General features: G+C 39.6%; 23 protein-coding genes. 19 read left to right on the top strand and 4 right to left on the bottom strand.

Going from position 1 to position 24,402, the window contains the following annotated elements; genetic code table 11:
* The first annotated feature begins 159 nt into the window (after window positions 1-159).
* The 9 genes from J9537_RS17240 to alsE all read left to right on the top strand — a co-directional run bounded on the left by J9537_RS17240 (window position 160) and on the right by alsE (window position 8,472).
* Window positions 160-2,682: a sigma-54-dependent transcriptional regulator gene (locus tag J9537_RS17240; protein ID WP_028021322.1), complete on the top strand. Its 2,523-nt coding sequence runs from the start codon at window positions 160-162 to the stop codon at window positions 2,680-2,682.
* A gap of 184 nt (window positions 2,683-2,866) precedes the next feature.
* Window positions 2,867-3,283, top strand: coding sequence for a PTS sugar transporter subunit IIA (locus J9537_RS17235; protein ID WP_028021323.1), 417 nt, complete (start codon window positions 2,867-2,869; stop codon window positions 3,281-3,283).
* A 2-nt stretch (window positions 3,284-3,285) separates the two neighbouring features.
* On the top strand, window positions 3,286-3,762 hold the full coding sequence (locus J9537_RS17230) for a PTS sugar transporter subunit IIB (protein ID WP_028021324.1): 477 nt from the start codon (window positions 3,286-3,288) through the stop codon (window positions 3,760-3,762).
* Window positions 3,763-3,795: 33 nt separating this feature from the next.
* Window positions 3,796-4,554 carry a PTS mannose/fructose/sorbose/N-acetylgalactosamine transporter subunit IIC gene (locus J9537_RS20710; RefSeq protein WP_028021325.1) on the top strand — a complete coding sequence of 253 codons (759 nt, stop codon included), beginning with the start codon at window positions 3,796-3,798 and terminating at the stop codon, window positions 4,552-4,554.
* Window positions 4,555-5,382, top strand: a complete 828-nt coding sequence (locus J9537_RS20705) for a PTS system mannose/fructose/sorbose family transporter subunit IID (protein WP_010741506.1) — start codon at window positions 4,555-4,557, stop codon at window positions 5,380-5,382. It abuts the gene before it with no gap.
* A gap of 17 nt (window positions 5,383-5,399) precedes the next feature.
* Window positions 5,400-6,452: a galactitol-1-phosphate 5-dehydrogenase gene (locus J9537_RS17220; RefSeq protein ID WP_028021326.1), complete on the top strand. Its 1,053-nt coding sequence runs from the start codon at window positions 5,400-5,402 to the stop codon at window positions 6,450-6,452.
* On the top strand, window positions 6,436-6,990 hold the full coding sequence (gene hxlB, locus J9537_RS17215; protein WP_028021327.1) for a 6-phospho-3-hexuloisomerase: 555 nt from the start codon (window positions 6,436-6,438) through the stop codon (window positions 6,988-6,990). The genes J9537_RS17220 and hxlB overlap by 17 nt, the downstream gene beginning before the upstream one ends.
* A gap of 50 nt (window positions 6,991-7,040) precedes the next feature.
* Window positions 7,041-7,784, top strand: a complete 744-nt coding sequence (locus J9537_RS17210; RefSeq protein ID WP_070509616.1) for an SDR family NAD(P)-dependent oxidoreductase — start codon at window positions 7,041-7,043, stop codon at window positions 7,782-7,784.
* Window positions 7,785-7,803: 19 nt separating this feature from the next.
* Window positions 7,804-8,472, top strand: a complete 669-nt coding sequence (gene alsE / locus J9537_RS17205) for a D-allulose 6-phosphate 3-epimerase (RefSeq protein WP_028021329.1) — start codon at window positions 7,804-7,806, stop codon at window positions 8,470-8,472.
* A 139-nt stretch (window positions 8,473-8,611) separates the two neighbouring features.
* On the opposite strand, the gene J9537_RS17200 is transcribed toward alsE, so the two are convergent.
* Together J9537_RS17200 and J9537_RS17195 are read right to left on the bottom strand one after the other, a co-directional pair.
* On the bottom strand, window positions 8,612-9,937 hold the full coding sequence (locus tag J9537_RS17200; protein WP_028021330.1) for a sensor histidine kinase: 1,326 nt from the start codon (window positions 9,935-9,937) through the stop codon (window positions 8,612-8,614).
* 4 nt (window positions 9,938-9,941) lie between these two features.
* Window positions 9,942-10,616 (bottom strand): response regulator transcription factor, encoded by a 675-nt coding sequence (locus tag J9537_RS17195; protein ID WP_028021331.1) that lies wholly within the window; start codon window positions 10,614-10,616, stop codon window positions 9,942-9,944.
* A 139-nt stretch (window positions 10,617-10,755) separates the two neighbouring features.
* On the opposite strand from J9537_RS17195, the gene J9537_RS17190 reads away from it, so the two are divergent.
* The 3 genes from J9537_RS17190 to J9537_RS17180 are packed head-to-tail and all read left to right on the top strand — an operon-like array spanning window position 10,756 to window position 14,575.
* Window positions 10,756-12,246 carry an ABC transporter permease gene (locus J9537_RS17190; RefSeq protein ID WP_028021332.1) on the top strand — a complete coding sequence of 497 codons (1,491 nt, stop codon included), beginning with the start codon at window positions 10,756-10,758 and terminating at the stop codon, window positions 12,244-12,246.
* 26 nt (window positions 12,247-12,272) lie between these two features.
* The gene (locus J9537_RS17185; protein WP_070509619.1) at window positions 12,273-12,932 is read left to right on the top strand and encodes an ABC transporter ATP-binding protein; all 660 of its coding nucleotides are present in this window, start codon (window positions 12,273-12,275) and stop codon (window positions 12,930-12,932) included.
* Between the two features lie 14 nt (window positions 12,933-12,946).
* Window positions 12,947-14,575, top strand: coding sequence for an aryl-sulfate sulfotransferase (locus J9537_RS17180; RefSeq protein ID WP_218257669.1), 1,629 nt, complete (start codon window positions 12,947-12,949; stop codon window positions 14,573-14,575).
* 78 nt (window positions 14,576-14,653) lie between these two features.
* Here the strand turns inward: J9537_RS17180 and J9537_RS17175 are convergent, their stop codons facing one another.
* A complete protein-coding gene (locus tag J9537_RS17175) occupies window positions 14,654-14,983 on the bottom strand; it encodes a helix-turn-helix domain-containing protein (RefSeq protein ID WP_028021335.1) in 330 nt (109 codons plus the stop codon).
* 168 nt (window positions 14,984-15,151) lie between these two features.
* Here J9537_RS17175 and J9537_RS17170 point away from each other — a divergent pair, with 168 nt between their 5' ends.
* Both J9537_RS17170 and J9537_RS17165 read left to right on the top strand, forming a co-directional pair.
* Window positions 15,152-15,712 carry a hypothetical protein gene (locus tag J9537_RS17170; RefSeq protein WP_028021336.1) on the top strand — a complete coding sequence of 187 codons (561 nt, stop codon included), beginning with the start codon at window positions 15,152-15,154 and terminating at the stop codon, window positions 15,710-15,712.
* Between the two features lie 78 nt (window positions 15,713-15,790).
* Window positions 15,791-16,651 carry a LysM peptidoglycan-binding domain-containing protein gene (locus J9537_RS17165; protein WP_028021337.1) on the top strand — a complete coding sequence of 287 codons (861 nt, stop codon included), beginning with the start codon at window positions 15,791-15,793 and terminating at the stop codon, window positions 16,649-16,651.
* A gap of 1,007 nt (window positions 16,652-17,658) precedes the next feature.
* Here the strand turns inward: J9537_RS17165 and J9537_RS17160 are convergent.
* The gene (locus J9537_RS17160) at window positions 17,659-18,420 is read right to left on the bottom strand and encodes a DeoR/GlpR family DNA-binding transcription regulator (protein WP_028021338.1); all 762 of its coding nucleotides are present in this window, start codon (window positions 18,418-18,420) and stop codon (window positions 17,659-17,661) included.
* 206 nt (window positions 18,421-18,626) lie between these two features.
* Here J9537_RS17160 and J9537_RS17155 point away from each other — a divergent pair, with 206 nt between their 5' ends.
* The 5 genes from J9537_RS17155 to J9537_RS17135 all read left to right on the top strand — a co-directional run bounded on the left by J9537_RS17155 (window position 18,627) and on the right by J9537_RS17135 (window position 24,391).
* Window positions 18,627-19,985, top strand: a complete 1,359-nt coding sequence (locus tag J9537_RS17155; RefSeq protein ID WP_035019971.1) for a Na+/H+ antiporter NhaC family protein — start codon at window positions 18,627-18,629, stop codon at window positions 19,983-19,985.
* 36 nt (window positions 19,986-20,021) lie between these two features.
* Window positions 20,022-21,002 carry an NAD(P)-dependent oxidoreductase gene (locus J9537_RS17150; RefSeq protein ID WP_028021339.1) on the top strand — a complete coding sequence of 327 codons (981 nt, stop codon included), beginning with the start codon at window positions 20,022-20,024 and terminating at the stop codon, window positions 21,000-21,002.
* The gene (locus J9537_RS17145) at window positions 20,999-22,462 is read left to right on the top strand and encodes an FGGY-family carbohydrate kinase (protein ID WP_083284983.1); all 1,464 of its coding nucleotides are present in this window, start codon (window positions 20,999-21,001) and stop codon (window positions 22,460-22,462) included. The genes J9537_RS17150 and J9537_RS17145 overlap by 4 nt, the downstream gene beginning before the upstream one ends.
* 2 nt (window positions 22,463-22,464) lie before the next feature.
* On the top strand, window positions 22,465-23,118 hold the full coding sequence (locus J9537_RS17140) for an L-fuculose-phosphate aldolase (protein WP_028021341.1): 654 nt from the start codon (window positions 22,465-22,467) through the stop codon (window positions 23,116-23,118).
* A gap of 103 nt (window positions 23,119-23,221) precedes the next feature.
* Window positions 23,222-24,391, top strand: coding sequence for an iron-containing alcohol dehydrogenase (locus J9537_RS17135; RefSeq protein WP_028021342.1), 1,170 nt, complete (start codon window positions 23,222-23,224; stop codon window positions 24,389-24,391).
* Window positions 24,392-24,402: the final 11 nt, after the last annotated feature.

Here is a 24,402-nt window from a genome sequence, read left to right as displayed (position 1 = left end):
ACTGAACCTACAAATATCATTAGAATCTGTCCAAAATGAATTTTTTTAGGTCAGAGGAAACTTCTAATTTAGTTTATTTGTTTTAGTCCTTCTACGACTCTTTATTGAAAGCGCTTATCGAACTGTGTACAATATCACTAATAAAGGAGGTTGGGAGTCATGGGGAGAAAGGACAGGGTTTTTGCTTTTCTATGTGAGCAAACAGAACTATTCATTTCTGGAAGTGGGACATCTAAAATAGATGCTACCAGTATTTCAGAAGAAATCGGAATCGCACGTTACAATGTTAGTCGTGATTTGAATCGTTTAGTGGAAGAAGAACAAGTGATTAAATTAGCCGGTCGTCCAGTTTGTTTTCTTGGAAAACATCTGATTGAGAAAGAAATTGGCAGAGAGATCGAGTCTGAGAAGCCGCTAACTGTTCAGGAATTGGAGGAACTTTTGTCTGTCAAAGATAATAAATATCCTAGTGATTATCCGTTTACTGAATTGATCGGCTATGATGGTTCTTTGGAAAATGCGGTGAGACAGGCGAAAGCCGCGTTACTCTATCCGCCGTTTGGGCTGCATTCTTTATTGACGGGTCCGTCTGGTTCAGGGAAGACAACGTTTGCTCGATTTATGTACCAATATGCCAAGCATGCAGGAAAATTGAAAGAAGATTCTTCTTATGTAGTTTTCAATTGCGCCGATTATTCGAACAACCAGCATTTATTATTAGATCATCTTTTCGGTCATGTAAAACACGCGTTCACAGGAGCGGAGACAGATAAGGATGGATTGATCGCTTCAGCCAATGAGGGGATTCTATTTTTGGATGAAATTCATCGCTTGCCTCCAGAAGGACAAGAAATGTTATTTTCGATCATGGATCGGGGGGAGTATTATCGTTTAGGCGAATCCTCAAATCCTAGAAAAGTTCGGGTGCTGATTATAGGTGCAACAACAGAGGAAATCGAGGGCAATATTTTATCGACTTTTTTACGGCGTATTCCGTTGAAAATTTTTATGCCTAGTGTGAAGGAGCGTGGTTTGGCAGAAAAAATAAAATTGATCTATTTCTGTTTTAAACAAGAAGCAAAAAAAATCGAACGGAAGCTGCAGGTCAATGAGGATGTGATCCGTTTCTTTTTACAGTATGATCCTGTGGGCAATATTGGACAGCTGAAAAATGATATTCAGCTGCTATGTGCCAACGCTTTAGTGGACAGTATTTCTAGTCATTCAGAAATTATTCAAGTAAAGCTTTCGCATCTGTCAACGTACTTGATCGATCAGTTTTATTATGCTCATTCTTCAGAGGTTACTAACGAGATGCGTGAAAAATTAAAGCTGTTGCAGATTGATGAGTTTGTTTTTACTCCGGAAGAAGAGAAAGACTTGGACCCCTTTCTTTTAGTGGATGAAGAGGAAAGTGTTTCCCATGATGTTTTGGAAACCTACCATAAGTACATAGAAGGCAAAGGCTCCCTTTCACCATTGAAATCAATTATTCATGGCAAAGCGCAACAGCTGGCGGAAAAGCAAGGCAATCAACAACAGGCCATCTTTAAAATCGTCTCCCGAAAAAACTATGAGGTCACTGTAAACATACTGAAAAAAATCGCGCATACCCAACATTATCATCTAGCTGATAGCAATATTAAGAGCTTAGCTTTACACTTGGATACCTTGATAGAAAAAATCACAGAAGGATACTCCTTCCGCGACAATTCCTTTTTGACCCATAAAAAACCTAACGAAATGGCGTTAGAAAAAGAGCTCGAAGTTGCTGAACAAATCTGTCGTGAGATTTCCGATCAGCTCGAAGTACAGCTGCCAGAGAGTGAAAAATATTTTATCTCGCTTTATTTAAAAGCGATGAATGAAAAATATACAGAGAAAAAAATTGGTGTCCTGATCTTGATGCATGGAACTAGCGCTGCGACAGATCTCGCACAGACTGCCAATCAACTGTTAAATGTGGAGCACGCAGTTGGCTTGAATATGCCGTTGTCACAATCAGTTGGCGATACATTAGAAAAAGCAACCGCGATCGTACAAAAAATCGATCAAGGAAAGGGTGTGGTGATCCTTAGTGACATGGGTTCGTTGAATATGTTCGGCGACATTATTACAAAGAAGACAGGCATCCCGACTCAAACGATCAAAATGGTGACGACGCCAATGGTGATCGAAGCAACGAGAAAATCATTGCTGCCAAAAATGACTATCACAGAGCTGTCAGAAGATATAGTTGAGCAAAGTGCGTATATAGGAAATAGTGTTGAGGATTTTCAAACGAAAGCTTTGCAGGATAGTATCACTCCCTTCAATGATGATCGTAGAAGCAAGATCATCTGCATTTTAGAAGAAAGCTTGATTTTTCTTGATGGGGCGACTATTTACGATTTGCTGGAAATCGAGGCGAAAAAAATTTCGGATACTTATCAGATGGAGCACTTCGAAGATTTTTGGATCAAATTTCTTTTCCATACCAGCAATATGATCGAACGAGCGATTCGTAAAGAGCAATTTTTACGAGAAGATACCGAAATGATTATCCAAAATAATCAAGACCTGTATCATTATTTGAAAAAGCTATTGATTCCTCTAGAAAATCGTTACGCGATCGTGATTGAAGACAGCGAGATCAGCTATCTGATGGAATTGATCGAAGTGAATGCCAACTTGGTATACTAGTCAGCACACTTGAAGAGAAAGAGCAGCACACTAATTTTTATTGAACAGCACACTAAAAAAATAAATTGTTCACTTGAAAGCATCAACTTCGTTTTTCCTTTAAAACGTTGATTTGATGCTTTCTTTTTATTTGTTCATAAAGATGGCATGCTTATTGCTTTATAAAAAGTGAGGAGGTGAAAGAATGATCGGTGTATTAATACTAACCCATGGAGAACTAGCAGCTGGTTATCTTTCGGCATTGAAATTAATAACTGGGGAAGCGGAAAATATTGATACGTTAGGTTTGTATCATGAAACAAGTATTGAAAACTACAAAGAAGAAGTTGCCGCTAAAATGCTGAAAATGGATCAAGGCGAAGGCGTGATCGTTTTTTGCGATATCTTTGGAGCGAGCCCCTACAATGTGACCGCTCAGAATTATCAACGATTAAAAGACAAGGTAAATTATCGCTCAATTACCGGTGTAAATCTGCCGATGGTGATCGAAGCGGTATGCAGCAGAGAAACAATGGAATTAAATGAATTAGCAAAATATATTCAAACAGTCGGAAAAGAGGGTATTAAGGAACTTTTTGAAAACTATGGGAAGGAAGAATAAAAATGAGCGAGATCGTATTAACCAGAATCGATGACCGTCTGATTCACGGACAAGTAATGACAGCCTGGGTAAAGAAAACACGAGCGAACCAGATTTTAATTATTGATGATGAAGTCGCAAAAGATGATTTTATGAGTGAGATTTTAAAAATGTCGGCACCAGCAGGAATTGATATCGTAGTAAAAGGCTTAGAAGATGCTGTAACTTTTCTAAATGAGCAAGAAACAGAAAACAAACGGTTGATTATTTTAGTAAAAGCACCGATCACTATCGACGTGATAGTGGAAAAAGGAATTGTGATTGATAAGTTGGTTGTTGGCGGGATGGGGGCTAAAGCGAACCGCCGAGTTTTGTATAAGAATATTTCTGCTTCTGATGAGGAACGGGCAACCTTCAAGAAATTGATTGATCGTGGCATTCCCGTTGTGATCCACATTATTCCCGATCAAAAGGAAATAGATCTTTCCAAATATCTATAAAAGGATTTATTCAATAAAAAAGGAGGAAGAAAAATGCTTTTATCCGCAATATTAGTTGCAATTATTTCAACGATTTGTAATTGGTGGCCGAGCCACTTGGTTACTAGATCATGGCTATATCCGATTTGGTCAGGTTTTCTAGTGGCCTTAGCGATGGGCGAACCCATGGTAGGGATGCAAGCGGCAGCATATATCAACTTGGCTTATCTTGGTTGGATCACCGCAGGGGGAACAATGCCGGGAAACTTGCCAGTCGCAGCAGTATTCGGTACAGCGATGACGATTTTATCAGGGGCAGATCCAAGTTTGGCGGTAACTTTTGCCGTACCTTTCAGCTTGTTTGGAATTTTGACCTTCCAATTAACGATGTCCATCAATGCTCTGTGGGTCCATCGGGCAGAAAAATTCCTGGACAATGGAAATATCCGAGCAATGCGTATGATGAACTATGTTCCATCAGGGATCTTAAATTTCCTTGTTACAGGGGTTCCGGCTTTTATCTTAGTTTATTTTGGTGCTGAACCGATGAAGAACTTATTGAATATGATTCCAGACTCTTTTGTTAACGCGATGCAAGTGGTCGGGGCAATCATGCCTGCATTAGGGATCGCGATGTTGATCAGCTTCATGGGGAATAAAAAAATCATGCCCTTCTTCTTCTTTGGCTTCATTTTGGCTGTCTATTTGAAATTGGATGTCATGGCTGTTACAGCAGTAGCCGCAATCATGGGCTTTGTATTCTATAGTACTGGATTTCTTGATATGAAACCTGCTGGAAAGGAGCAATCATAAATGGAAGCAAAATTAACGAGAAAAGAACTTTTAAAAAATTGGGCTCTGACTTATTCAAGTGAGACCGCATATAACTATGAACGTTTACAAGCCTTAGGGCAAGCCAATGCAATGGTTCCCGTCATTCGGAAACTCTACCCTGAAGACAAAGAACGTCAAGTACAAGAATTGAAGAAGTATTTTGTGTTTTATAATACCGAACCCTCCTTCATTGGAACGATGATCCCTGGAGTAGCAGCGGCCATGGAGGAACAGCGTGCCAATGGTGCTGAAGATATCACAGATGAGACCATTAATTCTTTGCGAACAGGTTTGATGGGGCCAATCGCAGGTATTGGGGATACCGTCAGTCAAGGAATTGTCTATCCAATCTTAGCTGGTATCGCCTGTTCGTTAGCGATCGATGGCAGTTATGTCGGACCGATCTTTTTTGAAATTGCTTATAAGATTTGTTTGATCGGGTTTGGCTGGAATATGTACCGCTTAGGCTATCAAAAAGGAAAGTCCTTTATTTTAACGATGCTGCGAGAAGGAACCATCGCGCGTTTAACAGAAATCTTCAGCATGGTTGGGTTGATGGTTGTTGGGTGTATGACCGCTTCACGAGTAAATATTGAGATTCCAATGATTTTGAATATTAAGGGCGTCAAGCTAGGCATTCAGGAGCAGGTCATTGATGCGTTGATGCCGGGATTGGTTCCCTTAGCGATCACGATGCTGGTTTATTGGTTAGTACGTAAAAAAGTAAATATCAATTTAATCATTCTGATTATCTTTGTTTTAGGAATTTCATTGTCTTATCTTGGCGTTTTAGGAATTCCGAAATAAGTGGGAGGAAATAGTACATGAAGGCAGTCGATTTAAAAGCAATCAATCAATTGGAATTAGTGGAAAAGGAAAAACCTGTCCCAAAAAAAGGGGAGGTATTGATTCATGTCATGGCCTGCGGTATCTGTGGATCGGATATTCCACGGGTTTACGTTACGGGTTCCTATCATTTTCCGACTGTATTGGGTCATGAATTCTCTGGAGAAATCGTAGAAGTCGCTGATGATGTCAGTTCAGAATATTTAGGAAAGAAAGCCGCCGTTTTTCCGCTTTTACCTTGTAATGAGTGTGAATATTGTCAATCGGGATACTACGCACAATGTAAAAATTACAATTATTTTGGTTCAAGAACAGATGGCGGGTTTGAGGAATACTTAGCCGTTCCATTATTCAATCTCGTTCTTTTAGAAGATCAAGTGAGCTATGAAGAAGGGGCGATGGTTGAACCAGCTACCGTAGCCCAACATGTCATCAATAAGGCTGAATTAAGTGTTGGCGATAATGTCGTCATTTATGGTGCGGGACCGATTGGTGTCATGGTAGCACAATGGGCTCAAATCAATGGCGCTGGAAAAGTCTTACTGATTGATATTGATCCGACGAAAGTCGCTTTCGCACGAGAATTAGGTTTTGAGTATGTATGCAATAGTCAGGAAAAAGAGGCTGAATCATTCATTTTAGAAACCTTAGATGGAAAATTAGCGGATGTGGCGATCGAAGCTACCGGTTCTAGCGCGGCTTTTGATCAATGTGCCCAATCCATTCGTACCTTTGGCAGAGTGGTCTTATTGGGAAATCCTCATTCGGATATGGTTCTTAAGCAGAAAACGTATGACCAATTTATGCGGAAAGAAGGCACGATCGTCGGTATGTTCAACAGTGTTTACGAACATTTTCCCAAAAATGAATGGCAGGTGACTGCGCAAGCAATCGCAAATAAGCAGTTAAATTTAAAACCGCTGGTCACCCATAAAGTTTTAATTGAAGACTTGATTGAGGCGTTCGATATGATTCATGAGAAAAAAGAATTCTACAATAAGGTGTTGATGGTCAATGAAAAATTATTATGAGAATAGTCAAGCAGTAATGGAGGAATTGGAACATTTATTGGAGAAAGTTTCCAGTGAAGAGATTGATCACTATATAACGGCTTTGTTAGAAGCCCGTGAAGTTTTCTTTATCGGTGTGGGGAGAGTACGTTTGTCATTAGAGGCGGCGGTTAAACGATTGACGCATTTGGGGATCAGCTGTCATATGGTGGGCGATCTGAATGAACCGCCGATCACTAAGGAGGACCTTTTAGTTGTGGGCAGTGGTTCTGGGGAATCAGTGATTCCTCTGGAGATCGCCAAAAAAGCAAAATCCTATGGCGCGAAAGTGGTTCATTTGACCTCAAATCCCGATAGTTCGATTGCCAGATTGGCCGACCATATTGTCAAATTTGATAGCCCTTCTAAAAGCAATCAAACCTTCACCTCGATCCAACCTATGACAACAGTGTTTGAACAAGGACTGCTTATTTTTCATGATGTTTTAGCTTTACGGTTAATGAATGAAAAACATCTTACAATGGATGATCTGAAGAGTCGTCACGCGAATTTAGAATAGCTGTCAGGCTTAATTTTCATCGTTAGATTAATCTAAAAGGAGTCTAAAAAATGGACAATGAAAAGAAAGTGGCTTTTATCACTGGGGCGGCTGGTGGTCTTGGCACAGCAGTTGTCGAAAAGTTACTAGACAAAAATTTCATCGTTTTGGTCAATGACAACAATCAAGAGAATGTACAAAGGTTATTGGATAAATTCAATGGAGATGACATACAGGCATTCTGCTTTGATGCGACAGATGAAACTGCTTGGGAAGAGGCCGCTAAGGAAATCAAGGAGCAATTCGATAAAGTGGATGTGCTGTTCAATAATGCTGGAATCTTCAAGATCGAAACGATCGAAGAAACAAGTGTGGAACTTTGGAAGAAAACGATGGATGTGAATGCGTTAAGTATTTTCTTAGGAATAAAAACGATGTCGCCATTACTGAGAGAAGGCAGCAGTATTATTAACACCAGTTCGATCGCGTCATTTTTAGGGTCAAAAAACCGCATTGCTTACGCAGCGTCAAAAGGTGCTGTTTCTGCTTTGACTAAAGCCACAGCTATCGAGTTCGCGCCTCGAGGTATTCGAGCGAATTCTGTTCATCCTGCTTATATTAAAACTCAGATGGCTGAACATGCGGCGGAGGCTACTGAACGGACGATGGAAGAAATGGGGAGCCGAATTCCTTTATATCAGCGGATCAGTACCGCGGATGAAGTAGCCGATGTTGTTGTTTTTTTGGCATCAGATGCGTCACGCTTTATGACAGGTTCTGAAGTAGTCGTCGATGGTGGACAATCAGTAAATTAAAAGGAAAGAGGAGCAAAAAATGGTAAAAATCTCTCCGTCGCTGATGTGTATGGATATCAGTAAATTTGAAGAACAAATCAATTGTTTAAACCAGCAGGTTGATTACTATCATATCGATATTATGGATGGTCATTACGTCAACAACATGACTTTGTCTCCGTGGTTCATTGAACAGCTTAAGGATCATACAACGGTCCCTTTAGATGCTCACCTGATGGTAACAAATCCAATTAATTATGTTGATCAGCTACTTGCTTTAGGGGTAGAAGTTATCAGTATTCACGCTGAACATTTGAACGGTCATGCCTTCCGACTAAGTGAAAAAATCAACCAGCACAAAAAGAAAATGGGTGTCGTTTTAAATCCAGAAACACCGTTAAATCTGATTACGGACTATCTCCATTTGGTCGATATTGTGACAGTGATGACAGTAGATCCCGGATTTGCCGGTCAGACATTTATTTCCGAGAGTTTAGACAAGGTACGAAAACTAAAAGCATACCGTGAAGAACAGAACTTGAAGTTTGAAATTCAGATCGATGGGTCATGTAATGAAAAGACATATTGTAAGATGATTGAAGTTGGAGCGGATATTCTGATCGTAGGTTCAAGTGGTTTATTCAATTTAGATGTTTCGATTGAAAAGGCGGTTGAAATAATGCAGAAACAGCTTTCTGATGCGATTTAAATATGGCTCGTTATAAAGGGAAAGCCCGATGTTTAGTTACTTCCAACTAAACATCGGGCTTTCGCGTTCAATTAATCAAAATACCAGTAAAACTTATTGGTTGCTCCTAGTAAGTTTCAATTGTTTTAGGATATTTATTTTACTTCATCGGCAGCTTAATCTGGAACACAACGCCTCTTGGCTCCCAATCTCTCACCGTCAGCTTGCCTTTGTGCTGGCTGATGATCTGCTTGGCGATAGCGAGGCCGAGGCCATAGCCGCCGGTTTCTTTGGAACGGGAGCGGTCTTCGCGATAGAAGCGTTCGAAGATGTGCTTCTTGTCTTCGTCACTGATGGAAGGGCCGTTGTTTTTGACTTCGATTAGCCAGTTGTCGCCGGAAACTTCCGATTGTAGGACAATTTTTTCTTTGGTATCGGTGTATTTCAAGGCGTTGTCCAGCAGGATCACCAGCACTTGATGGATACGTTTCTCATCGATCCTCATTGGCTGATCTGCGAAATTTTCCAAGATGAACTGTTTTTCGTTCATTTCCGCGATTTCCTGGAAGGGCTGGGCTAACTGCTGAATGAAGGCTTTTGGTTCGATGGCTTCTTTTTGTAAAAGCAGCTCATTGGAGTCGCTGCGGGCTAAGGTCAATAGGTCTTCAGTCAAGCCCTTCATTCGTCGGGTCTCATTCAGGGCTTGGGCAATCGGTTCGGATTCTTCCAAAATCGTATGATCCGGTTTAGTGAACAATTGCTGCAGACTATTTTGGATAATCGCCAGCGGAGTCCGTAATTCATGGGAGGCATTTTCGACAAATTCCTGCTGCTTGCGCCAAGAGTTCATGATTGGCTGCATATTCATTTTTGAAATGTAAAAGCTTAAGCCGATGGAAAGCAGCCAGAAAACGATCATACACAGAATAAGCGTTGTCTCGAAGGTTTTCATGGAATCGGCGATCTGATTGGTGTTGGCTAAAAATTGGATATAGGCGACACCGTCTGCTTCTTTCTCTTTATCTGCCGCAATCGTGTAGGAATGAAAGGCCAGCGTCTGGTCTGAATCAGAGGTGTTTTCTAACTTCAGCGACTGAATCGTGTCCAAGTTCTCCTTGTCTAAGGTCAGGTATTCTAGTTCAGTGAAGCGCCCCCCCAGAACATCCTTGTTCAAAATTTCCCCGTGCTCTGACCATAAAATAATCTGAGTATTGAAACGGTTGTTGCCGCCAGGGCCCTTATCCATCTTTTGCTCGTCAGGCATTTGAGCGAGGAAGGGGTTGTCCTGCTGGTAACGATTGATCTCCATTTCGATCAGATGATCATTTTTCGCCATTTGTTCTAATGAAAGGTCTGTTTGGCGATAGGCGGAGCTTTGGAGCAGCTGCAGGGTGATGAAGCCCAACAGCAGGAAGATTCCCGCAAAGGAACCGGTATTGATCAGGAAAAATTTTAAGCGTTGTTTTCGTGTTATTTCCGTGTTCATGGCATCAATCCTTTTGCAAAATGTAGCCGACATTTCGCAGTGTCTTGAAGTACTGATCGACACCTGCCGGCTTGAGATGTTTTCGTAAATGGCTCATGTAAACTTCTACGACTGTGATGGTCGTATCTGAATCGAAGCCCCAGATCCGATCGAAGATTTGCTCCTTGGTCAGGATCACGCCTTTATTTTGGATGAAGTAGACCAGCAGATCAAATTCCTTTCCTTGGATCGGCAGGATTTCTTCCTCTACCGCGACTTCTTTTGTCGCGAGGTTGCAGGTAATATTTTTATACATCACCTGATTTTCGGCAAACAGTCCCAACGAGCGCTTTAGTAAGGCTTTGACACGCATGATCAGCTCTTCGCGGTAAAAGGGTTTGGTTAAATAATCGTCCGCGCCTTTTTGAAAACCGGTCACCTTGTCTTCCAGACTATCCTTGGCTGTTAAAATCAATACGGGTGTCTGGATATTTTTCTCCCGCAATTCTGCTAAGACCTCGTAGCCGTTCTTCCCCGGCAACATCAAATCCAGCAAAATCAGATCATACACGCCGCTTTCTGCTTCGAACAGCCCTTCCTCGCCATCATACACTTGAGTAATTTCTCCTAAGTCTGACAAGATTTCTTTGCTGTTATCCGAAAGTGTCGCTTCATCTTCTACTATTAATAGGTTTATCATATTTATTCCCCTTATCTTTATTCCTCCTTTAGTTTACCACGCTTTCCTAAATCAACCTTAAAACTTTTTATCTCCCGCTTAAGCTTCGGTTAAGCCAGCTTGACTATTCTACAGGCAGACAAATGAAGGAGGAACCATTATGAACTATATCAAACGGGCGATCCAAAGCCTTTGGGCGAAGAAAGGGCGCAGCATTTTAATGATCGCTGTCTTTTCAGCCATATTAATCTTTGTGCTGGCGGGGTTAACGATCCGCAGTGGCGCAGACTTAGCAACCACAAACGCGAAAAAAAGTGTCGGAGCGACGGTCACCTTATCGACGAATCGGGAGGCGATGTTTAAAAATGCCGAATCAGATTCTGATGGGGAAAACAGCCGACCAGATCCCGGAAGCTTCGAACAGACGCCGGTCAATCTGAGCGACGCGGAAAAAATCGCGAAATTAGCCAATGTCAAATCGTATTCCTTTGAGGCAAGTACCTCCGCGGATAAAAGTACTGGTATCACACCGATATCTAGTGACAGCGACAGTGACGAGGAATCTTCTGATGAGCAGGCAGCCGGCTTCGGTGGACAGGGTGCACCTGGCGGGATGAGCCAAGGGGATTTTCAAATCAAAGGCGTTTCAGAAAGCAGCTCTTATAGTGAATTCTCAGCGGGAACAGCTAGCCTCGTAAAAGGGGAAGCCATCACGGCAGAGGATGAAGGAACCAACAATGTTTTGATCGAACAAAGTCTAGCAGAGGCCAATGATTTGAGTGTTGGTGATAAATTCAAGATCAAAGACAGCGACGACAAGGATGTCGAAATGACGGTCAAAGGAATCTACAAAACTAGCAGCTCTGGCGACAGTATGGGAGCACGCTTCAACTTTATGAACCCATCAAACACGATCTTTTCTTCTTATACCATGGTGAGCACCTTGACTGGTTCAGATGGAAAGACCATCGACTCAGCGGTTTACAACTTGGATGATCCAAAGGAAATGGACAGCTTCGTGAAGAAAGCCAACAAGCTGATCGACACGGATACCTTCAGCCTAGAGACCAATGACCAAATGTATCAGCAAATGCTGCAGCCATTGAACAACGTTTCAAGCTTTGCCAAAAACATCGTGATCCTAGTAGCTGTAGCCGGCGTGATCATCCTGACTCTGATCATTATGCTTTCGATTCGGGAACGAAAATATGAAATCGGCGTCCTACTCTCATTAGGCGAATCACGGATCAAGGTCATTTCACAATTTTTCGTTGAAATTTTTGTCTGCATGATCTTTGCCTTAGGAATCGCGGCAGCCAGCGGGAACGTCGTTGGTAACGCCGTAGGAAACCAGCTGCTAAGCCAGCAGACCACCTCTCAAAAGACGGATAGTCAGGCAGATGCCGTAGATAATGGCGGCCCTGGACAAGGTCAAATGCCAGGAGGAGGTAATGGCGGCCCTCGTGGCGGCGGTCAAATGGGCAGCAATCCATTCACTCAAACAGAGGAAATCCAAGACCTGAACATTTCTGTCCAACCGATGGAAATTCTAAGTCTGGCAGGGATTGGCTTAGGCATCAGTTTATTTTCAATTGTCCTATCATCCGCAGGCATTCTGCGGTTGAACCCGAAAAAGATTTTGATTTCGTAAGCGAATAGAAGAAGGAGGAAGTATTTATGACACTATCAACAAAGGATTTAGGCTACTGGTATGAAAATAGCGGTCCATTATTCGAAAACGTGAATTTGACATTTGAAAAGGGCAAGATGTACGCGATTTTAGGCACTAGCGGGTCAGGGAAGACGACGTTTCTATCCCTGATCGCGGGCTTAGATACACCGAAAAGTGGAGAAATTCTATATGAAGACACTTCGTTGAAAAAAATCGGTTTGCGAGAATATCGTCGCAAGGACGTCTCCATCGTCTTTCAAGCCTACAACCTGCTGCCGTATTTATCGGCTGTGGACAATGTGGTGACAGCGATGGAGATCGCCCAAAGCCAGCAGGCAGACAAAAAGGCCTATGCGCTGGCGAATCTAGAAAAAGTCGGCATCACCAGAGAATTAGCGGAGAAAAAGGTGACTCTGCTATCTGGTGGGCAGCAGCAGCGGGTCGCAATCACACGGGCTCTGTGCTGTGAGCATGATTTGATCGTCGCGGATGAACCGACCGGAAATTTAGATGAAGTAACTTCAGGTGAGATTGTCAATCTGTTTCAGGAAATCGCTCATGAGCAGAAAAAATGTATTGTTTTAGTTACCCATGAACAGGAAGTGGCAAAGGCCTGCGACGTAGTCTATGAGCTGAAAAATCAAGAGTTTAGTCAGGTTTCTTAGGAAGGAGGAAGCGCGTGAAGGGATATTTAAAAAGAACGACATTTTTCATTGGATTATTGGTTTGTCTAGCAGGCTGTAGTGTAAGCGGCACGGTATCCAATGAGACGGAGCCGGAAGAACTATCGGTCACATTGAATGAAGACTGGCAGGAGGATCAAAGCGAAAAAGAAAAGGAATATCAAGAACTGCTGAAAAGCGGCGATTACAATGAGGACAATATCTATGTCAAGGTCGATCCTTACGATGCCAGCCCACTGTCGGCATTGCTGCTTTTCCAGACAGAAGAAGCAATAAAGGTAGAAATTTCAGTGGCTGGCAAGGACGATGAGAGCACCATCAAAAACAGTTTTGATGATTATACGACAGATCACAGTATTCCCGTTTTAGGCTTATACGCCGACAAGGAAAATGAAGTAACCGTGAAGCTGACGAATGAAGCAGGCACCAGCGTGGAGAAAAAGCTAACGATAAAAACAGGAGCGTTAGCGAAATCCATCGCTGATATCGAGGTCAACGAAGCCGATACAGAAAAAATGGCGCTAGGAGACAGTGAACTGACCTTTGTCGTTCCAAGCACGAAGCGCGCCTATGCCTTTGATGCAAATGGCGATGTTCGCTGGTATTCCACCCGCTACAACAGCCATATTTTTAAAGAATTAGCCAATGGAAATCTGCTGTATCTCACAAAAGAAGCCAATGACGCCGATACCTATAATGTGTTGCTAGAGACGGACTACTTAGGAAAAATCTACAACCGTTACGATTTTTCCAGCTCTAGCGCCTCCAACGATACCGGTGAAAGCAAAGGTGAAATGACTGTGATTCATCATGACGGCATCGAGCTGCCAAGCGGCAATTTGCTACTGACGGTTAATGACGGCAGTAATTACATTGAAGACACGATGATCGAATTAAATCGTGAAACAGGGGAGATCGAGAAAACGATTGATTTAAAGGATCTATTACCAGAATCTTTTTACGAAGAATATGATTCAACCAGTCGTGAGGACGGCAAGATCGATTGGTTCCACCAAAATTCGGTGGACTACGATGAGGCGGACAACAGCATTATTATTTCGGGGAGGCATCAAGATACGATTATGAAAATTGATTATGCCACTAACGAGATCAAATGGATCATGGGCGACAGCAGCGGCTGGCCCGAAAGCTATCAGAAGTATTTTCTAGATGGTGATGTTAAAGCCAGCGGCGGACAACACGCCGCGATCGTCCTGCCGGATCAAGATGACAACGCTGAGACCACCGATATCCTGTATTACGACAACAATATTTCCGTTACCCGCGGCGATGAAGCCGACTCCGAGAAATACTCAGAGGCTCGGCAAGTTCGGATCAATGAAGAAGATAGGACGATCGAAGAAGTATGGACCTTCGGCGAAGACCTAGGGGAAGCCTACTTCACCAAAATTATCGGAAGCGCCCGCTATCTGGCAGATAACGGCAACCGCTTAGTCAACTTTGGCTATCGTGAAGAGGGCAAGACCAGCTCGATCATGGAGGTCACTGAAGACGGTGAGACCGTGCTGGATGTTGATTTAACAGATTTCCCAGCCAGTGCCTGGGCTTATCGCGCAGAGCGATTGTCACTGTATAATGACAATTGGACGTATCAGTTGGGGTAGAGACAAAAGGAAAAGCTGCGGAGATTCTCCGCAGCTTTTTTGATGGCTTAAATCATTATAACTTACAAGTAAAGTAATTCAAATATCATTAGATTCCATTTTCAATATTTTGGTAAATACATCTATATAGTCTTTTTTATTGTTTGATCGTGAAAGTAATTCAATCAAGTTTGCAGTGTCATTTTCAGTTGACTCAAAAGCAGAAAAAAATTCAATAAAACTAACATCTAATCCATCAAGTAACTTAACTAATGTTTCAATAGAGATATTTCTTCCTTTAGTTTCAAGTGTTCCAATTAATACAACGCTTACTCCTGATATTTCAGACAACTTTTCTTGAGTCAATTTTTTTATTTTACGTAACTCTTTAATTCTTTTACCAATTTTTGCTGCATTTAATTCTTCCATACTCCACCAGTTTCATCTGTTTCTTTTAATTTTATAGTAATTAAATTACTACTAGTATTAACTATAGTGTTGATTTTATATTTTAAAACAACACTATGTATTGACTTAGAGTTTTGAATTGGTATACTATAGATATATTAAGAATAGATTTAGAAGGAAGTGAGATTTATGAGCCAACACACAATCAACTATAAAACGTTGAAGCATCTTTCATATATTCGTTTTGGTCATAAAATTGGTCGAGGATGGTATGCAATTCTAATTACTGCTGAAAAAGAATTGGCTGATCTAGGGTATTCGATTAGAAATGTGAGGCGAGAGGATGGCACACTAATAATTTCTATTGAAGGAAAATCAGAGGATGTGTCATCTGAAGTTCAACAAATTTTATACAAAGCTGAGCTTGCAAGTGAAATGACTTGTGAATGGTGTGGAAATTATTCAGTATCACAGACTGTTATAGATAATGAGACCTATACAATTTGTGAGGAATGCCAAGAAAATTGTGAAAGTTTAGCTGGAGTAGAAAAAAGAATTCTGCTACAAAAAATTCGTGAATTAGAACAGATGAATTATCTTATGAGAAATGAAGTAATTGCTCAAAAAGCCAAATCAGAACATTATAAAATGGGGCTTGAACAATATAGAATGCGTGCAAAAAAACTATCTGATCAATTAGGCCAAACAAGAGGTAAACCATCCGTGTATAGAATTGACACCGAGCAATGACAGACCAAGGATTCAAATTCAAGTATTCCTTTGGGTCATTGAATAGATAGTACTAACAGGAGTTTCAAGGAGGAAATTATGGAAAAAAGAACGATTGTTAAAAAAAGAAGAAATCAAGAGAAAAAACGTCATTTTAAGAAAAAAGTGACGGCCAGGTTACTTATCAGCTCAGTAGTTTTGGGTGGGATTTTATTAACTGGGGTACAAAGTATTCAAGCATCTGAAGCAGACGGAAAATGGGAAGCGCGTTCTGTTGAACAAATCAAAAAGGATGTAGAAGGTAAAAGTGAATACACGATTGTTTGGGGAGATACTTTAAGTGGTATATCACTAGCGACGAACATTACTATGGATAAGTTAGCATCATTAAACGGCATAGGCGATTATAACCTAATATTTGCTGGAAATAAACTTCTTTTTGAAGGAAATGTTGTCACTGTGCAAGATAAGAATGGTGTCGTAACAGATCAACAAAGAGTTACTGAAGCGGATAAAGTAGTTCCTAATCAGCCGATTGGTGAATCTGTTGGGCAGGCTGTGCAGCCTTCTTCTGAATCGAACTCACAAAGTCAATCAAATAGTCAGCCTACTGGATCTACCACTACTTCTTCGAGCGAAGTAGCAAACCAAAATGAAGGAAAAGTAGATCCTGGAAATTCATCTGGGGGGACAAATAATAATGAAGAGTCTACGAAACCTGCGCCTGTTCCTACACCAACCCCAACTCCCGATCCAGATCCAACACCTACGCCAGAGCCACAAGTACAGTATACCGTATGGTATTATGTGTCCGAAGGTGATGATCCGTCTGTAAATATTGAAAAAGGGAGCCGCTTGTTTTCGACTGAGGCTGAAGCAACAAGTTTCATTGAAGGTTACGCAGATAATCTCCTAATGCAAGGTATTACTGGAAGCTACGGAGTAATGTCGTGGGAATAGAAACTAATAAAAGTGAAAATAGTTTCGTTTAATCAAAAAAGATGACTTTGGATTTCTGACCGTGAAATTTAAAGTCATCTTTTTTGGACTATGACACACTTTTAATGACTATCAGGTGCATTACCGGAAGGAATGAACTCTATTGAGGATAATATATGAGCGTGAATTTAGACTGAAAATTTCTCAGGATATCTTTGTGAAGAATGAATCTATTCTGAGGATTTCTGAGCGGACATCCAAGAATTTCTCAAAACCTTTATGTTAAAGGAATTGAAAACAATAAATGTGTTGTCACTGTTCTTATGTGTGGAATGAAATTTATGCACCAAAGGATTTCATCAGAGCAAATCTTCTTATATTAAAGGAAAGACTATTGAAGAAATAGTAAAAGAAAGATTGTTAAATCGAGAATTTGAACAGAGATAAATCGATGTTGTTTGGGTAACAAATATTACTTACATTTCTTGTAGTGATGGTTGTCTCTGTTGTCTACTTATATTGATTTAGCAACACGCATTCCACCATTTTATATGGCGGATTCACGTATAAAAAAGAAATTGTCGTTCATCCGTTATAAATCTATAAATGTGAATTGCCTATGGTAATTCACTCTGGTAGAGGTGGCCAATATCGAGCCCTTATCTATCAAGAGCTATTGACCGAGTATCACATCACACATTCCAATGAATCAACCTGGCCTACTGTTGACAATGCAATAATCGAATCATTTCATCTTTATGAGTGATACATTTTAATAATAATATATCATTAATAAGGTGGTGGAATAACGGGAAGAGTGTACACTAAAACGAAGTTCTGTTAGATAACTTAATCTAACAGAACTTCGTTTTATCATTGTAGAGCCGACATAAAATGTGGAAAAGGAATATAAAATCACAATTTTCAGAATTTGTACCCCTTAAAAAAGAAGACGGACTTTACTTTATAAGAAAGTGAAGGCAGTTTCGATTCTCATTTTTTGTTTTTAGAGTTGCCATTTTATTTCATTAATAGAGCAATTCAATTTTCTTCTCTGCTAGAAAGTCTTTCCATTCTGAGGAAGCTTTCTGATCTGTGATAATATAATCAATTGAGTCAAAATCAGATATCAAATAAACAGTTCTAAAATCAAATTTCGTATTATCTGCCAGTAAGAAATTTTTCTCAGAGGAATAAAAAATATTCTCTCGAATTTTAGCTTCTTGTTCGTTTGTGTCGGTTGGACCTGCGGGTATAGAAAGACCTGAACAGCTAACAAAAGCTTTATTGATTACATATTTTTTTATAGACTCATTAGTTATATTGCCAACCAATGAATTTGACTTGCCGCGCAGAGTACCACCAAGGATGATCAAGTTTACATTTTTTGAATTCATAAGAATAGATCCGTTGGTAATGGAATTAGTGATGACTGTTACTGATAATTCAGCTTCTTTAATCATTTTTGCTAAACAATTTGCTGTTGTAGATGAATCGATTGCTATCGTATCCCCAGGATTAATGTAGTCTAGACATATGTTGGCAATACTTTTTTTTTCATCTTGAAGCATTTCATTCCTAATTGTAATGGGAACTTCATTATCTACAGGTTCAATTAAAAAAGCCCCTCCACGAACTCTTTTAATTTTATTCGCATTTTGTAATTCAACCAAATCATTTCTAACTGTTTCTTCTGTGACATCAAACATTTTACTCAATTCGGAAGTGGAGACGCTTCCGTTTTCATATAACAGATTTTCAATAATACGCAAACGCTCAAATTTCAACATTTCACAGTCCTCATTTCACTAGATTTCTTCTTTATGATAACAAGCTTGAATTTGAAAATCAATACTATAACTTTTGTGTTATTTTGTATATTTTTGGAAAGTTTGGTTTTAATTCAAAAAAACATTGACTTATTTTTGGTTTCTTTGTATATTGTGAATAAGGAAAGCGCTTAACCAAAAAAGAAACCAAAAAAAGGAGAATTTTGATGGAAAAAGGTAATTTTAAAGGAATGTTACCCTTGCTTATTTTTTTAGTTCTTTACATGTTTACTGGTTTATCGACAGGAAGTTTTGAGAATATGCCGTTAATGGTAGGAATTACTCTGGCTTGTGCAGTAGCTCTGATGATGAACAAGAAAGAAGAAAAAATTAGTTTTGACGAAAAAGTTACTATTTTTTGTAAAGGTGCTGGCGATCATACACTAATACTAATGGTCATTATCTTTATGCTTGCCGGAGCTTTCTATGGTGTCGCTAAGGCAATGCATGCCGTTGACTCTGTTTCAAATCTTGGGTTGAGTATTTTACCATCTAATATGATTCTTCCTGGAATTTTTCTTATTGCTTGTTTATTGAGTTTTGCAATGGGAACTTCAATGGGAACTGTGGCAGCGTTAGCACCAATTGCAATTGACGTTGCAACTAAAACTGATTCAAATGTAGCTTTACTTTGTGGGATTGTTGTGGGAGGAGCGATGTTTGGGGATAACCTTTCATTCATTTCTGATACGACTATTGCAGCTACTAGAACACAGGAAGTTACAATGAAGTCAAAATTTAAGGCAAATATCCTAATTGTTTTGCCTGCAGTTTTAATCAATTGTATAATTCTTGCTCTTCAGCCAATCGATACAAGTGGTATTTCAGGAGGTACGTACAATTATAATCTGGTCAATATTCTTCCATATGTTTTAGTAATTATTCTCTCACTGGTAGGCATGAATGTAATCAATGTAATGACTTTGGGCGTTCTATCTGGACTAGTTATCGGCTTGATACACGGGGATTTTGGTTTAACTGGATTTATGAAAACGATTCATGAAGGCATGATGGGAATGCAGGATATGGCTATTATTGCGGTACTAGTTGGCGGATTAGTTGCTGTAATGAAACATCTTGGGGGGATTGACTGGCTTCTCCATAATTTGACAAAAAATGTAAAATCGCGTAGAGGAGCAGAGTTTTCAATCGCTGCATTAGTGAGTTTGATCGATATCGCTACGACCAATAATACGATTTCTATTATTGCTGCTGGACCTCTAGCAAGGGATATCGCTGATCGTTTTGATATTTCGCGCTCAAGAACTGCTAGCATTTTAGATTTATTTTCATCCGCTTTTAATGGATTACTACCGTATGCAGGTCAATTGTTGGTTGTTGGTGGACTAGCAGGTGTGTCACCTGTGAGTATCATGCCCTATAATTGGTATTCAATGTTAATGATAGCTGCTGGGAGCCTTTCAATTATTTTGCAAATTCCAAAAGTCAAAGATACATTGGATGTTAAAAAGACTAATCTCCCAGATATAGAAATTGAGGAGTCAAAAGAAATCGATACTATTTAGCTTTCCAGTTGGTAACATTTTTTAGGGGGATAGATAATGAAAAAATTATTAGTGCGTGCGCCAATCAATGATGAAAATTTGTCAAAGCTTCAAACAATATTTGAAGTAGTCGTGTATCTGCCATGGACAGATACAGGTGAACGGTATTATGAACAAGAAATGATTGATTGTCTTTTAAGAGAACGTCCAGACGCATTAATTACAGAACTAGATGTAATTAATGAAACCGTTTTAAAGGGGTACTCTGATTTGAAATTCATTGGGGATTGTCGAGCATCTCCAGAAAATATTGATGTATCAGCTTGTAAAAATTATGGTATTCCAGTTTTATGCACACCTGCTAGAAATGCTAATGCCGTAGCAGAAATGTGGGTTAGCACGGTAATTGCTTTTGAACGAAACTTAGTTGAATCAGTAATTTGGACAAAAGACAAGCAATGGAAAGTCGGGACGACCCCTTATCATTTATGGATGGGTAATGAAATATATAAATCAAAAATTGGCTTTGTTGGTTTTGGAGCAGTCGCAAGAAATATTGCGGAACTTCTTCGCGGATTCAATGTTGATATTGCTTTTTATGATCCTTTTGTCGATGATCTAGACGACTATAAAAAGGTTGAATTGGAGGAAATTTTTTCGGAGTCAGATTATATCACGATCCATTTACCAGTTAATGACACGACGACTCGAATGGTCAATCGAGACCTGCTATCACTGATCAAAGAAGACAGTGTTTTCATCAATTCTTCACGCAGTGCGGTTGTAGATAACGAAGCCTTATATGAACTTATAGAAAAGAAAAAAATTCGAGGAGCTATTCTTGACGTTCTAGATACCGAGCCTCCTTCTGAGAAGGATATGAACGTGGCTGATATTCCGAATATTCTACTGACACCACACATATACGGAGCTTCAAATCAAGTGGTGGATCATCAATCTGAGATTATTACCAGTAAGATTTTTGAACTTTTGAAAAAGGAGAGTTTCGCAGATCAGACAGTAGGTGACTTGGTTTGATACAAGATGTAGCATTAATTATTGATATTGGTACAGGCAGTACCAGAGTGGCAGCAGTTTCGTGTAGAGGGGCTATTCTGAATATAAAAAGCTTTAAAAATTCTTTCTATGTAGATGATGAATACAATGATGCCAAGTATTTTATTCCGAATGAACTAAAACAAAATATTTTTTTGGGAGTTAAGGAATTATCTTCAGATTTAAAGAACTGTAAGATACGCTATATAAGCTCATCTTCAGCAAGAGAATCGTTTGTCCTCCTTGATGCTAATGGTAATGATTTTTATGGATTACCAAATGTTGATAACCGAGGAAAAGATTGGCTAAGTAGTATTCCCGACAAAGACTATATTGAAAAAGTAACGGGGCGACCTTTGACTGAAGATTTTGGTGCAATGAAATTGTATGGATTTAAGCAAAAGAGAGAAAATTATTATCATTCAATTGATAATATAATTAGTTTGAGTGATTGGATTGGGTATATTCTCACTGGAAAAGTTGAAATTGAATTGTCACAGGCTTGCGAAACACAATTATTTAATATTTATTCGAAGAAATGGGATACCCGTGTTTGCGAAGATTTTGGACTTGATGAATCTATTCTTCCATCAATCGTTACAACAGGAACGATCCATGAGATTTTACCGGAAATGAAGTCTATTTTCAATTTAGATTCTGAATGTAGTTATGTTGTTGGAGGAGCAGATACGCAATTAGCTGCACGAGGAATGAATCTAAGTTCATCCGATATAGGCCTAATTTCCGGAACCACTTCGCCGGTAGTAAAGTACAAAACGAGTATTCCCAATTATGAAAAAAATAGAGAATTCAATTTCTGGTGTAGTTGTAATTTAGGCGGTAAGGGTTATCAAATTGAAACCAATCCTGGTGTCACAGGCCTGAATTTACAACTTGCTAAAGAAAAATTACTGCCAGATGCAACCTATGAATCGATCAATCAATATGTTATGGACAATTATGAAGATTTGAAATGTGTAGCGAGTTTTACTAGTCAATCGCCATACAAAAATATTTCATTTCCTAATGGTGGATTTCTAATGACAGTTCCTTTTCATCAAGAAATTGGAAATGAAGATTTGATCCATGCGATGGTAGCAGATATCGCTTTTTCTATTGCATTCAAAATTCGTCAAAATGAAGTATTAAGTCAAACAAACTCTCCCTACATTGTTGGTGCCGGTGGTGGTTTGAGAATGGATTGCCTCTGTCAAATGGTTGCTGATTTGACAGATAAAAAACTGATACTGAAAGAAAATTATGATGAGGCATCAATTATAGGCGCAGCAATGACATGTTTTGCGCTAGAAGATTCTGCGCAAAAGCTTTCCGTTGTAAAAGAATATTACCCAAACGAAAATAAATACTTACGAGAAAAATTGGAAACATGGTTGTTATACCGTGAAAAAATGAATAGTAAAAAAGAGATTGGAGCATTTTAGAGATGAAGTATATGGAGCAAAGACAACAGATTGTAGACTTTGGAAAAAAATTAATCACCGAAAAATTGACAACAGGAACCGGCGGAAATATCTCGATCTTTATTCGAGAAGACAACGTGATGTTAATCAGTCCAAGTGGGATTCCTTATAACGAAACAACACCTGAAGATATTGTTATTTTGGATTTAGATGGCAATGTAGTAGAAGGCACTCGTAAACCTTCCAGCGAGTATCACATGCATTGCATTTTCTATAAGAAGACAGATCATGTAAACTCTGTCGTTCATACTCATTCTGACTATGCAACAGCGGTAGCGTGCTTATTGCAAGACATCGAACCGCTCCATTACATTATCGGATCTGTAGGAGATAGGGTTCGTTGCTGTGACTACAAAACGTTTGGAACACAAGAATTAGCTGATGAAGCGTATCGTGTAATGGGAAATAATAATGGAATCCTGCTCGGAAACCATGGTGTCTTGGCTGTTGGACCAAGTTGCGCAGAGGCATTCTCTGTAGCAAAAGATATTGAGTTCTTAGCGAAACTAAAAATAAGAGCAGAAGCGATTGGTAAACCAGTATTACTAAATAAAGAACAAATGGAAATAGTTGTCGAGAAGTTTGGAACTTATGGGCAAATTTTTGAAAAAGTCTAAACGAATCAATAATAAAAATGATATCAGTTAAGAACATACAGAACCGATCAGTGATATTGTAGTTAATCGGTTTTGTATGATTCGATTTTTAGGAGGAGAATACATGCTGAATTTCAACTATTATAATCCGGCAAATATTTATTTTGGTAGAAATGAAGAGCAACGCATTGGTGAACTTATCAATAAATGGAGTGAAGCTAAAAAAGTTTTGATCCTTTATAGTGGGGATTATTTCGAAAAACTAGGGATTGCGAAAACGATCCATGAAGAATTATCGAAATATGAAATTCAATACTTTGAAAACGGGCAAGTTGTCCCAAATCCTGCACTCTCACTAATTAATGAGCTAAGTGAATTTGTTAAAGAAAAAGGAATCGATTTCATTCTGGCAGTCGGTGGTGGTAGCGTTATCGATACTGCAAAGGCTACAGCACTCGGAAGTATGTATGAGGGGAACACCTGGGATTTTTTTACCGGTGACAAGGAAGTTACTGAAGCGTTACCGATTGGAGCTATTTCAACAGTGGCATCGTCTGGCTCTGAAATGTCACCAGCAACGATCATATCGAATGCCGAGCATAAGTTGGGTGTCGAAAGTGAAATTATTATTCCGAAATTTTCAATTGTGAATCCAGAATTTACAATCAAGTTGCCCAAGTATTATACAGGGGTTGGAACAGCGGATATCCTATCACATCTATTGGAACGCTATTTTAGCGAAGTGGATCATACGGACATTACTGATTATCTCTTAGAAGGGGCGATTCGCGCAACACTTGTTAATGGTGTGAAACTGATGGGGGATTTAGAAAACTATGATTTACGGGCAGAAATGTCATTAACTGCTATTATTGCTCACAATAATAGTTTGGAGCTTGGTCGGGAACCTGATTGGGGATCTCACCGGATCGAACATGAATTAAGTGGACAATACGGTGTTGTTCATGGGGAAGGTATGGTAGTTGTGACTCTGGCATGGATGAAGTATGTTAGCCGCTTCTCTCCAAAACAGTTTGTGAAATATGGGATTCGTGTTTTTGAAATTGATCCTGTTATCTATACTGAAGAAGAAATCATTGATTTAGCAATCGAAAAAACTAAAGAATTCTTCGTTAAGCTAGGAATGAAAACTACGTTGACTGAGTTGGAAATCGATGATACTCATTTTGAGACGATGGCTGATCGAGCAACGAAAGGTGACATGCAAACCGTGGGGCATTTGAAATCGCTCAATAGTTCAGACATTGTTGAAATCTTAAAGTTAGCAATTTAAATAAATGGACG

This window comes from Enterococcus raffinosus, from assembly GCF_019175485.1.
In the GTDB taxonomy this organism is placed as follows: domain Bacteria; phylum Bacillota; class Bacilli; order Lactobacillales; family Enterococcaceae; genus Enterococcus_A; species Enterococcus_A raffinosus.
Note: the sequence above shows the minus strand (reverse complement) of the source record. Positions and strands in the feature narration are given on the sequence as shown.